The organism is Emticicia sp., from assembly GCF_043780375.1.
In the GTDB taxonomy this organism is placed as follows: Bacteria; Bacteroidota; Bacteroidia; order Cytophagales; family Spirosomataceae; genus Emticicia.
In genome coordinates this window covers 1-14616 of the sequence record NZ_JAYWCU010000144.1, presented here as the reverse complement: position 1 = coordinate 14616, position 14616 = coordinate 1, and the positions used below count along the sequence as shown (strand labels likewise).

Below are 14616 nucleotides of genomic sequence, written 5' to 3'. Positions count from 1 at the left end.
AATTAATACCCAGGATTTTGTTTCAATAATGGGTTAGCATCGATACGAGCTTGAGGAATTGGGAACAATTCTCTTGTTTTGTCCAATTTCTTCATGAATTTTCTTTCGAGGCTGAATGTGCCGAAACGAATCATATCGTTACGTCTCCAACCTTCCCAAGCCATTTCACGACCTCTTTCTGCCAAAATATCTTTTTCAGTTAAAGTAGTCATCGCAGCAACTCCCGAGCGTACTCTAACTTTATTAACTTCTGCTAATGCATCAGCAGCTTTACCAAGCTTGAGAGAAGCTTCTGCTTTCATCAAAAGTGCGTCAGCCAAACGGAATACAACGTAGTCATTACTTTGGTCTCCGTTAGGGTTATTTCTTTGGATTTCATATTTCTGCGAACGGATACCAGCAACCTGAAACTCAGGGTCAGCATCTGTCATTTGGTCTTTTGGGAAATCAGCGATAAAAGCCAATGGTTGGTTTTTAGCATCTAATAATTTTGCTCCAGAAGCGGCAAACTGCTGTCCTTCAATCCACATTGCTTTACGTAAATCTGTTTTCTCGAATGAGTTATAGAAATCTGCTAATGTACAGAATCCATTCCAAGGTGAGTTACTCAAACCATAAGTAGTAGCATTTGCATAGTGCAAAGTTCTCATTTGGAAGTTCATACCACCAGCTTTGAAGCTATCGAAAGGAATTGTCCAAATGTTTTCTCCTGAACCTTGGTTTTGCACAATAAAGTTGGCAAGGGTAGATGAAGAAAGAGAATAAGCATTTTTAGATGCAATTACTTTATTGACAGCATCTAAAGCTTTTTGCCACTCAGGTGAGCCTTTATAAACACCAGCATTCAAATACAATTTAGCCAATAACATATTACCTGCATCTTGTGTCATACGGCTGTAAGCTTTTCCTGCTGTTAAGCTTGGAATAGATTCTGTCAATTCTTTCTCAAGAAAAGCATAAACTTCAGCACGTGTTTTAGTAGCACCATTTGATTTCGAATCAGTTACGATAGGCACATTACCAAAAGCATCAATAGCCATAAAATAGTAAAATGCACGAATAGCACGAAGCTCGTCCACAGCAGCTTTGTTTGTACTTACTACTGGGATCAATTGGTTTACTCGTGAAATATTACCAAATATAAAACCCCACATACCATTGATTGGTCCGTGTTGTGGAGTCCAAGTATGGCGAGAATAAGCTAACCAGTCACCATTATCAAACCAGTCACCACCACGAGTTGGAACAATTAACTCATCAGAAGATGCTTCACTCGGATTGAACCAATCCCAAGTAATTCCTCTTAAACCACCATATGCAGGTCCTAAAGCCGCAGCTACTTGAGCGTCAGTTTTCAAAAATTGGTCTGCTGGTATTGCATCATATACGGGCTCATCTAAATTTGTGCAAGACTGTAATGACAATGAAGTCAAAGCACCAACAGTCAATGCTGTAAAAATGAATTTTTTCATATTATTGTTTTTAATTTTTTATATCTTTTAATAACACCTTGTTAATAAAATGTTTTTAGAAACTTAAACTTACACCAGCAGTGATACCACGAGTCTTGTAGAATGTCTCACGAACATCAATACCTGGTGCTCTTTGGTTATCACCATCAACTTTTAGTGCTTGACTAATTTCAGGATCTACACCTGAGTATTTAGTAAACAATAATAAGTTATTTCCAGCCACATAAATTCTTGCTCTCTTAACAATACTTTTTCCTACTGGAATAGTATAGCCTAAAGAAGCATTGTTTAAACGAACATAGTTGCCAGATTCAACATAATAGTCCATCGGTAATGTACGCTCATCATTAACAACAGTTGTCAATGCAGATTTAAGAGCATTACTTTCAGCTAAACGTCCATCTTGTCTGCCCAATAATAAATTATTAGTATTTACAATTTTAGCTCCCAAGTTACTTATCAATTGGAACTGAAAATCAATATTACCAAATTTCATATTATTAGTTAAACCACCAACAAATAAAGGAGTTGGGCTACCCAAATAAGTTTGGTCTTCTCTGTCAGGATTTGCTTGATTCACTTTTCCATCGCCATTCAAATCTTGAAATACATATCTACCGTTTTCAATCTTAGCAACTTTAGCTCCGTAGAACACACCAACTGGTTGACCAGCTTGCAATACTGAGAAAGCTACTGCTGATGTACCTCTGATGAAGCTACCTAAGCTGGTTTGTAAAAATATTTGGTCTTGTGCTGCAAAATCGTCATTTTTCAAACTCAACACTTTATTTTTGTTGAATGAACCAACAAATGTTGAACTAAATGAGAATTTGCTGTTATCAACCCACTGATATGAAGTTGAGATTTCAACACCTCTGTTTTGCATACTTCCAACATTTGCTAAGATTGTAGGGAATACAAATCCTTTTTCTTGCGGAGCGTTAACGACATACAAAAGGTCTTTTGTTTGACGTGTATAATAATCTAATGAACCACTTAGTTTTCCTTTAAACATTGAGAAATCTATACCAGCACCATAGTTTACGTTAACTTCCCATTTCAAGTTTGGATTTGGGTTTCCTTGGATTGCATAAGCAGGCAAGAAATCATCGGTTAATCCATCATAATACGAGCCACTTGGGCCATAGAATGAACGAGAACGTAATGGAGAGATACCTTCTGAGTTACCAGTTCTACCCCAACTAACACGTAGTTTTAAATTATCAATAGTAGAGTTTCCTTTCAAGAAAGCCTCTTCATTCAATGCCCAACCAACCGATACCGATGGAAAGAATCCCCACTTGTTGTTATCTCCAAATTTAGTTGAACCATCACGACGTACGTTTACAGTTGCAAAATATTTGTTTGCCAAACTGTATTGTGCACGAGCAAGGAACGAAACTAATTTATACTCATTTTTGTAAGAGCCAAGTAAATTTGGATTAGTTCTGATACCAAGTCCTGAACCAAGGTTGTTTGCTCCCAAATCATTAGACAAAAAGTTGTTGTTACTTGCACCAAAACCATCGCTTATTACATCTTGATAGGTATATCCACCTAATAAATTTAATGTGCTATTTGCACCAACAGCCTTTGAATAACTCAAAGTTGTTTCAAGTTGTTGGTCATTTACTGCATTCAATGATCTTGAACCAGAGTTTCCTCCAACCACTGAAAGAAGGTTTCCAGGAGTAGATTTTACAAAACTACTATTGTTTCTGTTTTGTGTACGTAATGTTCCACTAACATTAAATACCAAACCTTCAATAATTGTGTAACCTAATTGAGTATTAAACAATAAGTCTTGTAATTTTTCTTTTTGAGATACATTCTCAAGTACAGCCAACGGATTAAAGTTAGCAAATGTACCAGGAATCTGGAAATACGTTCCGTCAGAATTATAAACTGGGTCAGTAGGACGCATGTTCATCGCAAAACCGATTGCTCTGTTTTGAGCAATATCAGCATTAGCTTGAGAAGCAGACATATTAAACTTCATTGCTAATTTTCCATTCATGGCTTTAGAATCAAGATTCAAACGTGCATTTACACGGTCTTTTCCTGAGCCAAGCAAAGTTCCAGTTTGGTCTAAATAACCAACCGAAGCACGGTATGAGAAATTCTCAGAACCACCAGAAACACCAAGATTATGGTTTTGGCTTGTTGCTTTACGTGTAATTACATCCAACCAATCTGTATTAGCACCATTGTCAGTATAAGTTTGCTTATACTTTGTAGCAGCTTCTCTATACTCAGCACCATTCAATAAATCAGGTCTTTGAGAAATAGTTTCTTGTCCAACATAAGCACTATAATCAACCGTTGGAGCACCAGATTTACCTCTTTTGGTAGTAATCAAAATTACACCATTAGCACCTCTTGAACCATAGATTGCAGCAGAAGAAGCATCTCTCAAAACATCCATTGTAAGGATATCTTCAGGAGCAACGTTTTCAATTGGAGCACCAATCACACCATCAATTACATAAAGTGGTTCAGAACCAGCACTTAACGAGCCTGTTCCTCTCAACCGTACAGTTGGTCTTGAGTTCGGGTCACCACTACTTGAAGTTATAACCAAACCTGCAACTTTACCTTGAGCAGCAGCCAATGGGTTCGTTACAATACCAGCATTGAAGTCACGACTACCCAAACTTGTTACAGTTCCAGAAATTTCTTTTCTTTTTTGAGTACCATAACCAACCACTACTACCTCTTCAAGGGCTTTCGTGTCGTCAACTAAAGTTACATCAACAGTAGTTTTGTTACCTACTGCAACTTCTTTTGTTTCCATACCTACAAAACTAAATACTAATGTAGCACCTTTTGGTACACCAGCTAATTTGTAAGCACCTTCAATGTCGGTTTGAGTACCTTTTGCAGTACCTTTCGCTTGTACGGATACCCCAGGTAAGCCAGTTCCATCGGCACCTTTTACTTTACCTGAAACAGTTACATCTTGTGCCATCACGGTAAGCGTAAGTGATGTTAACAGCATTGCGGCAAGAGTGAAAAGAATTCTTTTCACACCAGCCAATGGTCGCTCAGAGGGGCGACCCACTTGGTAGGACTTCATCATAGGTTGTAATTAAAGTAAGTTAATAAAAAGATTTAAAAATTAGGAAATTTTGTTGAACAATTGCCTAAATTTCTATTTTTGTGTTTGTCAACCTAATTGTTAAAACAAACAAAATAGAAATTTGTTAAGAAATGGTTAAACTATTTTTCTAATTAACTTTCAAAATTACAAAAAGAAATATATAAAGTCCAAAAAATAGTTTTAAAAAATAAAAATTCTTTAAAATATTCAATTTTGAAAAATTGTACAAAGACAATATAATATTTATTATTTCATCGACTTTGGTGTTTGCTTTTTCTTTAGAAAGTAAGTATTTTTGCTTAAAAAAGGCTTTTGTGCCTTTCAAAACAAGTTTTTATCAATTTTGTACTTTTTAAAGAAGTTTTTTGCCAATCAATAATTTTTTAGTTCAACGAGGAGAAACAAATGTCTTTGAAAAATTCAATAATTTACGAATAATGACAAATCAAAAATTACAGCAACTTGCCAAAGATTTAACGGGAGAACTTCATTTTGACAATGTTATGCGGACACTCTACGCCACTGACGCATCGGCATACCGTGAAATGCCTTTGGCAGTAGCTATTCCAAAAGATGAGTCTGACATTAAAAAATTGATAGCTTTTGCACATGAAAATAATACATCTTTGATTCCTCGCACAGCAGGTACTTCATTGGCTGGTCAAGTCGTTGGTAATGGAATAATCGTTGATGTTTCTCGAACTTTTACAAAAATCTTAGAATTAAATATAGAAGAAAGTTGGGTAAGAGTGCAACCAGGTGTTGTGCGTGATGAGTTGAATTACTTCTTGAACGAATATGGTTTGTTTTTCGGTCCAGAAACTTCAACCGCCAATCGTGCGATGATTGGAGGAATGGTCGGAAATAATTCTTGTGGTTCAAACTCAGTGGTGTATGGTAGCACTCGTGATCACCTTTTAGAAGTAAAAGGTTTTTTGAGTGATGGGAGCTTCGTTGAATTTAGCCCCGTAGCGACGGTCGCCCTAACTGCCGATGAGGGTAAAAATACATTTTCTGATAAGATGAAGGGAGATACTTTAGAAGCTAAACTTTATCAACATATATATAATTTACTTTCTAATCTTGACAATCAAGCAGAAATTAAAAGGGAATTTCCTAAGCCAAGTATTAAAAGAAGAAACACTGGTTATGCAATAGATGAATTGTTAGACGAATTTATAGCTCCCCCATCAGGGGCAGAAGGGGCTTTTTTTAACTTCTGCAAACTCATCGCTGGCTCAGAAGGAACATTAATGTTTTTGACAGAAATAAAGCTTCATGTCAATCCACTGCCACCTAAAAATTTAGGGTTGGTTTGTGTACATTTTAATTCGATTGATGAAGCTCTTAGAGCAAATTTAATTGCCTTAAAATATAACCCTTCGGCGGTCGAGTTGATTGACCATTATATTTTAGAATGTACGAAAGAAAACAAAGAGCAATTACAAAATCGTTTTTTTGTGCAGGGCGACCCAGGTGCAGTTTTGGTAGTTGAAATTGCTCGTGAGTCAAAAGATGAAGTAGAGAAATTGGCCGCCAAAATGGAAACAGAAATGCGTGCCGCAGGTTTAGGTTATCATTTTCCTTTGCTTTTTGGGGAAGATACGAAGAAAATATGGACTTTACGAAAAGCAGGTTTAGGTTTACTTTCAAATCTTCCAGGAGATGAAAAAGCGGTTGCCGTAATCGAAGATACTGCCGTTGATGTCAATGATTTGCCCGATTTTATTAGAGATTTTAATGAAATTTTGACCAAAAACCGCATGTCTGCCGTTCATTATGCCCATGCAGGTTCAGGTGAAATTCATTTGCGACCAATTATTAATCTAAAAACACACGAAGGACATCGCCAATTTAGACTGATTGCCGAAGAAATATCGACTTTGGTAAAAAAATACAAAGGCTCTCTTTCGGGCGAACACGGCGATGGGCGTTTACGAGGAGAATTTATTCGTCAGCAAATTGGCGAGAAAAACTATGCTTTGATTAAGGAATTGAAACAAGTTTGGGACCCTCAAAATATTTTTAATCCAAATAAAATTGTTGATACGCCTCCGATGGACAAATTCCTTCGCTACGAGGCTGACCAACAAGTGCCTGAGTTTGAGACTATTTTTAGGTTTAATAATCAAAGTATTCTTCAACACGCCGAGCAATGCAATGGCTCAGGCGATTGCCGAAAAACCGAGTTGAGTGGCGGCACAATGTGTCCGAGTTATATGGCAACTCGTAACGAAAAAGACACAACTCGTGCAAGAGCCAATATTTTGCGAGAAGTTTTGACAAATTCTGAAAAACTCAATCGTTTTGATAGCAAAGAAGTAAAAGAAGTAATGGATTTGTGCCTTTTATGCAAAGGGTGTAAGTCAGAATGTCCATCGAATGTTGATGTGGCGAAGCTGAAAATGGAGTTTTTGCAGCATTATCATGAACAGAATGGCGTACCACTGCGATCGTGGTTGATTGGCAATTATTCAAAAATGAGTAATATCGCTTCATATATTCCGTGGACTTATAATTTGGTTTTGGGAAATGCTCCGCTACGAAGAATCGCTAATCGCATCATAGGTTTTCACCCAGACCGTACAATGCCTTTGCTTGGAAAAACGACTTTAAAAAAATGGTATAAGAAATCTATTGCAGGGGCTCAAAATTTAGAACCCCTAAAACAAAAACTTGTTTATCTGTTCTGTGATGAATTTACTAATTTTAATGATGTAGCAATTGGTAAAAAAGCCATAGACTTATTGCAAAGGCTTGGTTATCAAGTAATCATACCAAATCATGTTGATTCTGGAAGGGCGTATTTATCAAAAGGGTTATTACATGATGCTCAAAAATTGGCCAATCAAAACGTAGTTTTATTGAAAGATTTAATCGATGAAAATACACCAATTATTGGCATTGAACCATCTGCAATCCTAACATTCAGAGATGAATATCCCGATTTGGTTGAAGCACACTTAGTAGAATCTGCCAAAAAATTAGCTAAAAATGCTTTGATGATTGATGAGTTTATTGCCCGTGAAATTGATGCTAAACGTATTACGAGCGAGCAATTTACGCAAGAAAAACGCTTAATAAAACTGCACGGACATTGTCAACAAAAGGCAGTTGCCTCACTGACACCGACAAAAAAGATACTTTCGTTGCCTAAAAACTACGAAGTGCATTTGATTCCGTCGGGTTGTTGTGGTATGGCTGGTTCTTTTGGTTACGAAAAAGAACATTATGACCTTTCGATGCAAATTGGTGAATTGGTACTTTTTCCAACTATAAGAAAGCAAGCCGAAGAGGTAATTATTGCTGCACCGGGGACGAGTTGCCGACATCAAATTCATGATGGAACAGGGAGAAAAGCTCTACACCCTGTTGAGATTCTTTGGGAGGCATTGTCTTAATACTACTTCAAATATAAGATTTTGGCGAAATACTTGCTTTTATTTAAAGCAAGTATTTCGTTTTTTTGTTTTATAAGAGCCTGATTACAAGAGACTTATGATTTTTGTATATTAATTTTTTGAACCCTAATTTTTAAAAAGAGTTATATTTTGTAAATTTACATTTACCAACCATTATAAAAAAGTAAAAATGAGTAACCGAAACTTATTGAGTTTAGAGCTGACCACACCTATTGATGACGAAAGACCTGTTTTTTTAGCTGGAAATTTTAGTGAATGGAATCCTGATGTGGCAGATTTTGAAATGCAACGTGTGAGCAGGGGAAAGTACAAATTTACTTTTTCGCCTGAAATTAAACTTCCTGAAACATTAGAATACAAATATACACGTGGCGGATGGAATTATGTGGAGTTGGATACTTATGGAAATGCTCCCAGTAATCGATTGATTGATTCATTATCAGGCAAGTATGAAGATTTTGTTCCTTACTGGAGACATGATGGCTCAACGGCATTTATCAAAAAACTGATGCCAAAAATACAGGTTATTTCCGAAACCTTTGCGATTCCACAATTAGGTAAAACACGGAAAATTCATATTCTGCTTCCACACGATTACGACACAAATACTGATAAACATTACCCTGTTTTGTATTTGCAAGATGCCCAAAATTTGTTTGGTGAAGGTTCCAGCTATGGAAATTGGGAGATTGATAAACGCCTTTCTTTGTTAGCCGAGCGTGAAAAAGGTGATGTAATCGTTGTGGCGATTGACCATGGCGAAAAGGAGCGTTTCAATGAATATTCACCTTATACCACCGAAAAAAAAGGAAAAGGCTTGGGCATGAAATATGCCAATTTTATTGTCAGAAATTTAAAACCATATATTGATACCAATTTCAGAACCAAAACCGAGCGACAATTTACAGGCATTGGCGGTAGTTCGATGGGTGGTTTGATAAGTATTTATGCAGGTTTGATGTACCCCGAAACTATTGGTCGTTTGATGGTTTTTTCTCCTGCCCTTTGGGTTTCTCCTAAAATTTACTTCGATGCCATTGAATTTTTTAGTCCGATGGATACCAGTATTTATCTTTATGGCGGCGGAAAAGAAGGTTCAGTGATGATTCCAAATGTAAAGAAAATGAAAGAAACCATCGAAAATCAAGGATGGGATACTGAAAAAATCAAAATCAAGCTTTCGACCGACTTCAAAGGCGAACATAACGAAAAACGCTGGGGACAAGAGTTTCCGAAGGCAATAGAATGGTTGTTTTATTGATAAGCACAAGATATTTTGTCGATTTTAGTAGTAGGAAAATGAGTATATGATTGCTTGAGTCAATTAAGAATATGAAAATAAATATAATTTCCCAAAATACAGCAGCCAAAGTTATTATTTTCCCATTAATAGATAATGATAATTTGGTTGAAAATTTATCAAAAATTGCCAAACACGTAGGTTTGAGTGCGGAAAATTTACAGCAAGATTTTAAGGCGGGTTTGAAAGAAAACTTGATGCTTTATGGCAAACATGAAGGGCTCGAAAAAGTGTATCTTTTGGGTTTGGGCAAAAACCCGAAACAAGCTGATTTTATAAAGGTTTTTCGTTCGTTTTTCTATAATTCAAAGAAAAAACTGCCCAAAAATATAGGTTTGAAGCTAAAACTGGCAGGTTTGGAAGAATATGCTGAGTTTATAGTTAATGGCATTTGTTTGGCAAACTATGAGGTTGGAATTTATAAAACAGAAAAAAAAATAGAAGTAGATTTTTTTAGTGAAGGTGGTATTTTAGAAATTCAAGTTGCCGAAAATACACTTGAAAAGGTAGAAATTGCTGCAAAAATTGGCCAAGAAATTGCCGAAACGCAAGCCCGAATCATGGCTTTGGTTGATGCTCCAGCCAATTTTAAATATCCTCAAAAATTGGCTGAATTTGCCATTGAAGCAGGCGAAAAATATGGTTTTGATGTAAAAGTTTTTGACGAAAAACAATGTTACGAACTTGGACTTCACGCACTTTTGTCAGTAGGGAAGGGAAGCACCGAAAATCCAGTAAGATTTATTGTGATGGAATATAAGGGTTCGGACGAAAAAGGTAAAAAAATTGGTTTGGTGGGCAAAGGCGTAACCTTTGATACAGGTGGGATTTCAATCAAAGGTTCGGCAAGTATGAGTTATATGAAATCGGACATGGGTGGGGCAGGAGCAGTTTTAGGAACAATCGAATTGGCTGCAAAACTAAAACTTCCTATACATTTGATTGGCGTAATTCCTGCAACCGAAAACTGTGTTGATGGCAATGCCTTGAAACCAAGTGATGTGATTTCGTCGTATTCGGGAAAAACCATTGAAGTTATTGATACTGATGCCGAAGGTCGTTTGGTGTTGGCAGATGGACTTGCTTATATCAAGAAAAATTATGAACCAGACATAATTGTTGATTTAGCAACTTTGACAGGAAATTGTATTGCGGCTTTAGGTTACGTAGCCGCAGGTTTACTTTCAAATAATGATGAATTATCTGATAAGTTATTAAATATCAGTCAATTAACTGGTGAAAAACTCTGGCGGTTACCACTTTGGGATGACTATAAAGACATGATGAATTCGGATGTTGCTGATATAAAAAATCTTTCTTCAATGCCTTTAGCTGGAGCAATTACAGCAGCAAAATTCTTAGAAGTTTTTATTGATGGACACACCAATTGGGCTCACCTTGACATTGCAGGATTAGCTTTTGGCGACTCAGAATTTGCCAAAATGAAGTCAGGAACAGCTTACGGTGTAAGACTTTTAACTGCTTGGTTGCGGGAAATATAGAATGAAATTGTGATTGGTGAATGAGTGATTTAATAATCACTCACTCATATATCAACTCAATACCTCTCTCAAAACCTGCAAAGATTTAACCTCTCCAAATTCTTCTACGTGTAAGCGATAAAATAAAATAATTACTTCGAGTAAATGATTTCTTACGCCACGAGATATTGAAATTGGAGTTTGATAATCGGCAATTATCAATTGATTCATCAATTTTTGATAATCATTATCGAAAGGAATAGTTACGTTGAAATCTCTAAATTGTGTCACAATTTCGTTGGCGTCTTGTGGCGAAAATCCTAAGAAAAAAGCATATTTCAAGAGAAAAATCAGATGAAAATTTTCAAAATGTTCGTCTGTTTCGTCCAAAAAGATGAGCGAATGATGCAAGAAATCGAACAGAACAGTGTTTTCGGAATGCTCTTTGAGCGTTTTGTTCAAAATTTCATCCAAAAATATACCAATGCTCGACTTATGAATCTCGTAGGGTAAAGTTCGGAATGGAAAATTTGATTTAATTTCAGAAATTCGATGAATCTCTTTTTTTTCATCATGATAAACCACCAAGTCTAAGAGCGAAAGAGGCTGAAAAAGAGCAATTTTGTTTTTTCCTTTGCTACTTCTTACTCCGTTTTCTATGAAAGACTGGATGCCAAATTTTTCGGTATAAACCTTGGCGATGATAGACGTTTCTCGATAACGAATATAATTAATGACTATCGCTCGGGTTTTGTGAAGCATGATAAAGGAGGAACACAAACAAGGCTATCCAAAGTACATCAATAAAGTGCCAGTAGATACTTATTAGTTTAATTTTCAATTGATTAGGTGGATTGACACTATACACATACGAGTCTACATACTCCATTCTTTGGAACGCATCTTTGTTGACAGAAGCCAAAGCAATAAGTCCACCAAGGGTATGAAAAATATGTAATCCAGACAAAATATAAATAAACATTCCGCCAGTATTATTGCTCATTGTGATGCCAGAAAGAAGCATTTCTCGCCAGCCGAAACCTTGTAGAATAATAAAAAGTATTCCTGCTAAAAGTGTCAGACCAATGTTTAGTCGATAACTTCTAAAACGCTCTTCTCGAAAGGCCTTATTTGCTCCATGAAGTGTGGCACTGCTTGCCAAAATCATCCAAGTACTCCACCAAAATACTCCAGGGATTTTGATTGGAATATCTTGATTGACAGCTTCTTTTGATATAAAAACAAAGATTAAAAATAAAAATAGTAAAGCACTGCCCACCATAGCTAAATATAGCATGAAAGAAAATGGTTCTCGACGTTTGGTAAAGCGATTCATAAAGACTCCAAGCCACTACCAGGAGATTTTTTAATTTCGTATAAAACCTTGCCATAGAGCAAAGTTTGGAAACTTATCTTTTAGATTAACGGTGCGACACTCGTCTTCTTTGTCAAAAATTCCGTACAGTGTTGAACCCGAGCCAGTCATAGAAGCATAAATTGCTCCCGATTGATATAAGTAAGCTTTCACATTGGCGATGGCTGGATACTTTAATAACAAGTTTCTTTCAAAATCGTTTTTAATTGTTTCCTTCCATTCTGTGATATTTTGTTTTAAACCATCTTTCAAAGAAATTTTGGGTTTGCAAGGCACCACGCCCGAATACGCTTCTGCGGTTGAAATATGAATATCAGGATTGATTAGAACTATGTATTTCCCCCTCAAATCTAATGAAAAATCTTCGAATTGATCGCCTTTGCCATAACAAAATACTGGACGATTTTCGATAAAAAATGCACAATCTGAGCCTAACTGACGAGCGTAGTCTTGTAATTTATCATTATTTAGTTTCAAATCATAAACTTCATTGAGCATTTTGAGCGTAAACGCACCGTCTGCCGAGCCACCTCCCAAGCCGGCACCCATCGGAATAACTTTATGAAGATGAATAATAGGGGGTTGCAAAATATGAGACTTTAATAAATGCCATGCTTTAAGGCATAAATTTGAGTTTTCATTACCTGGAATTGCCAAGCCCGAACTTTGAAATTTGACTTCTTTTTCTTGCGAAGGAATAATTTCCAGCACATCACACCATTCTACAGGATAGAAAACAGATTCAATATTATGAAAACCATCAGCACGTTTTTCGATGATATTTAGGCCGATATTTATCTTGGCGTTGGGGAATGTGAGCATTTTGTTTTTGAAAACTCAAATTTACTCAACCGCTTAGTAAAAAAATAGTAAAACAATTTTTTGTTTTTAGAAAATACTATAACTTTCTTAAAATTAAACCCAAAAACGAGCAAAAAATGAAAACTGTAAAACTATTAATTTCGCTTTTGACGATAAGTATATTTTTAAGCAATTGTGGTAGTAAAAAAGAGGAAGAAAAAGTAGAAGAGCCTAAAACTGGTTTGGAGGCTTTACAAAATATGGCAAAGGAGGCAGAAAAGATGTCGAAAGAAGCTCCAAAAGAGGTAGTAGATGCCAAATTATTGAAAGAATTACTGCCTGCTGATGCCGACGGCCTACCAAGAAAAGAGGCTTCGAGCGAAAAAACAGGTGCTATGGGCTTCAATATCTCAACCGCCGAAGGTCGCTATAAAAATGATGATAGCTCAATAGAAATTAATATTGTTGATGTAGCTGGCACAGGGGCTTTGATGGGAATGGCTGCTTGGTCGATGATGGAGATGGACAAAGAAACCGAGGATGGGTATGAAAAAACAACTAAATATAAAGACCACAAAGCCTTTGAAAAATACAATAATAAAAACAAAGATGGCGAAATGGCAGTAATTGTGGCAAATCGTTTTGTGGTAACCGTAAAGGGAAATAACGTTGAGATGAGTAAAATAAAAGCAACGCTTGATGATATTGACTTGGAGAAATTAGAAGATTTGAAGTAAGAAAAGAGCAAAATTCTCTCACCCATTTTAATTTTTTCGATGAAACGACGTTCATTTTTACAACTCGGAGCATTGGCTTCGAGTTGTACTTTACTAAATCTAAATAATGCCTATTTGTTTCATGATTTTATTCGAAATCTCGATACGTCTTGCAATAAATTCGGGCATTTCTTTTTCTAAAGGTTTATGAACTCGCAAAGCGAAGAAATAAACATTGTCTTTCTTTTCGACGTAACCCACGTACCAACCGATGTCTTTTCCGCCAGCTTGAGCCCAACCAGTTTTGGCTCTCAAGGTATAATTGTCTGTTTGTTCACGAATCATCACTCGCTTTGTAATTTCAAAAGTACGTTTCGAGAAAGGCAGTTTTTCTTCGTGTAGTTTTATTAAAAACTCTAACTGATTTTTGGGAGAAATTTGCAAAGCAGAGCTTTCGCCCAACCAAAATTTTGTCAAATCTTTCCCGATATTATGATTGCCATAATCACAGGCTTTCAGGTATTTATTATAGTTTTTTTCTCCTATTCGGCGTGCAAGTTCTTGGTAAAACCAAAGTGTTGAATTTTTATAAGCTTCTGCGAGTGTGTGGTCTTTATTCCATGAATCTAACCAGCGTTTTTCGCCATCCCATTTAATTATGTCATTTTCATCTTTTATCGCACCAACTTCTAAGGCAATTAACGAATTCGGAATCTTGAAAGTAGAAGCGGGCGAAGTTGTTCGCACGAAATCGGATTTATCAGTAATTTTATATAATTTTTTCTTGTAATCATACAAATAAAATCCTCCTTCAAGGTCGGCTTCTTTGAAATACTGACCAAAATCGACTAACTCTTGGGCAGAAATACTGAAAAATGTACTGAGAAATAAGCCGACAAAAAATATTTTTTTCATTGCTATAAGAAAGAAGGTTAATTTTGGGATAAAG

The 14616-nt window shown here is 36.2% G+C and carries 10 protein-coding genes; 4 read left to right on the top strand and 6 right to left on the bottom strand.

The features are described 5' to 3' along the window. Positions 1-2: 2 nt before the first annotated feature. Positions 3-1472: a RagB/SusD family nutrient uptake outer membrane protein gene (locus ACH2CJ_RS11315; protein ID WP_394992914.1), complete on the bottom strand. Its 1470-nt coding sequence runs from the start codon at positions 1470-1472 to the stop codon at positions 3-5. Positions 1473-1527: 55 nt separating this feature from the next. Further along, complete coding sequence (locus tag ACH2CJ_RS11310) at positions 1528-4551, bottom strand: SusC/RagA family TonB-linked outer membrane protein (RefSeq protein WP_394992913.1); 3024 nt, start codon at positions 4549-4551, stop codon at positions 1528-1530. Positions 4552-5009: 458 nt separating this feature from the next. Here ACH2CJ_RS11310 and ACH2CJ_RS11305 point away from each other — a divergent pair, with 458 nt between their 5' ends. From ACH2CJ_RS11305 to ACH2CJ_RS11295, 3 genes are all read left to right on the top strand, one after another. Continuing rightward, entirely contained in the window at positions 5010-7973 is a 2964-nt protein-coding gene (locus tag ACH2CJ_RS11305) for an FAD-binding and (Fe-S)-binding domain-containing protein (RefSeq protein WP_394992912.1), read from the top strand. Positions 7974-8163: 190 nt separating this feature from the next. Beyond that, positions 8164-9255 (top strand): alpha/beta hydrolase, encoded by a 1092-nt coding sequence (locus tag ACH2CJ_RS11300; RefSeq protein WP_394992911.1) that lies wholly within the window; start codon positions 8164-8166, stop codon positions 9253-9255. Between the two features lie 71 nt (positions 9256-9326). Beyond that, positions 9327-10796, top strand: a complete 1470-nt coding sequence (locus ACH2CJ_RS11295; RefSeq protein WP_394992910.1) for a leucyl aminopeptidase family protein — start codon at positions 9327-9329, stop codon at positions 10794-10796. Between the two features lie 51 nt (positions 10797-10847). On the opposite strand, the gene recO is transcribed toward ACH2CJ_RS11295, so the two are convergent. Genes recO through ispE form a run of 3 tightly spaced genes read right to left on the bottom strand, consistent with a single transcriptional unit; the run spans position 10848 to position 12972 of the window. Next, a complete protein-coding gene (gene recO, locus ACH2CJ_RS11290; protein ID WP_394992909.1) occupies positions 10848-11537 on the bottom strand; it encodes a DNA repair protein RecO in 690 nt (229 codons plus the stop codon). Further along, positions 11506-12111, bottom strand: coding sequence for a heme-copper oxidase subunit III (locus ACH2CJ_RS11285; RefSeq protein WP_394992908.1), 606 nt, complete (start codon positions 12109-12111; stop codon positions 11506-11508). Before ACH2CJ_RS11285 ends, recO begins: the two co-directional genes overlap by 32 nt. A gap of 30 nt (positions 12112-12141) precedes the next feature. After that, positions 12142-12972 carry a 4-(cytidine 5'-diphospho)-2-C-methyl-D-erythritol kinase gene (gene ispE, locus ACH2CJ_RS11280; protein WP_394992907.1) on the bottom strand — a complete coding sequence of 277 codons (831 nt, stop codon included), beginning with the start codon at positions 12970-12972 and terminating at the stop codon, positions 12142-12144. A 116-nt stretch (positions 12973-13088) separates the two neighbouring features. Between ispE and ACH2CJ_RS11275 the strand changes: the two genes are divergently transcribed. Then, on the top strand, positions 13089-13688 hold the full coding sequence (locus tag ACH2CJ_RS11275; protein ID WP_394992906.1) for a transposase: 600 nt from the start codon (positions 13089-13091) through the stop codon (positions 13686-13688). 99 nt (positions 13689-13787) lie between these two features. On the opposite strand, the gene blaOXA is transcribed toward ACH2CJ_RS11275, so the two are convergent. Further along, entirely contained in the window at positions 13788-14582 is a 795-nt protein-coding gene (gene blaOXA, locus ACH2CJ_RS11270) for a class D beta-lactamase (RefSeq protein ID WP_394992905.1), read from the bottom strand. Positions 14583-14616 lie beyond the last annotated feature (34 nt).

Excerpts from the sequence above, each read along its gene's own strand:
- ispE (WP_394992907.1), bottom strand. The coding sequence starts at position 12,972 with ATGCTCACATTCCCCAACGCCAAGATAAATATCGGCCTAAATATCATC.
- ACH2CJ_RS11285 (WP_394992908.1), bottom strand. The coding sequence starts at position 12,111 with ATGAATCGCTTTACCAAACGTCGAGAACCATTTTCTTTCATGCTATAT.
- ACH2CJ_RS11295 (WP_394992910.1), top strand. The coding sequence starts at position 9,327 with ATGAAAATAAATATAATTTCCCAAAATACAGCAGCCAAAGTTATTATT.
- ACH2CJ_RS11315 (WP_394992914.1), bottom strand. The coding sequence starts at position 1,472 with ATGAAAAAATTCATTTTTACAGCATTGACTGTTGGTGCTTTGACTTCA.
- ACH2CJ_RS11305 (WP_394992912.1), top strand. The coding sequence starts at position 5,010 with ATGACAAATCAAAAATTACAGCAACTTGCCAAAGATTTAACGGGAGAA.
- blaOXA (WP_394992905.1), bottom strand. The coding sequence starts at position 14,582 with ATGAAAAAAATATTTTTTGTCGGCTTATTTCTCAGTACATTTTTCAGT.
- ACH2CJ_RS11310 (WP_394992913.1), bottom strand. The coding sequence starts at position 4,551 with ATGATGAAGTCCTACCAAGTGGGTCGCCCCTCTGAGCGACCATTGGCT.
- ACH2CJ_RS11275 (WP_394992906.1), top strand. The coding sequence starts at position 13,089 with ATGAAAACTGTAAAACTATTAATTTCGCTTTTGACGATAAGTATATTT.
- ACH2CJ_RS11300 (WP_394992911.1), top strand. The coding sequence starts at position 8,164 with ATGAGTAACCGAAACTTATTGAGTTTAGAGCTGACCACACCTATTGAT.
- recO (WP_394992909.1), bottom strand. The coding sequence starts at position 11,537 with ATGCTTCACAAAACCCGAGCGATAGTCATTAATTATATTCGTTATCGA.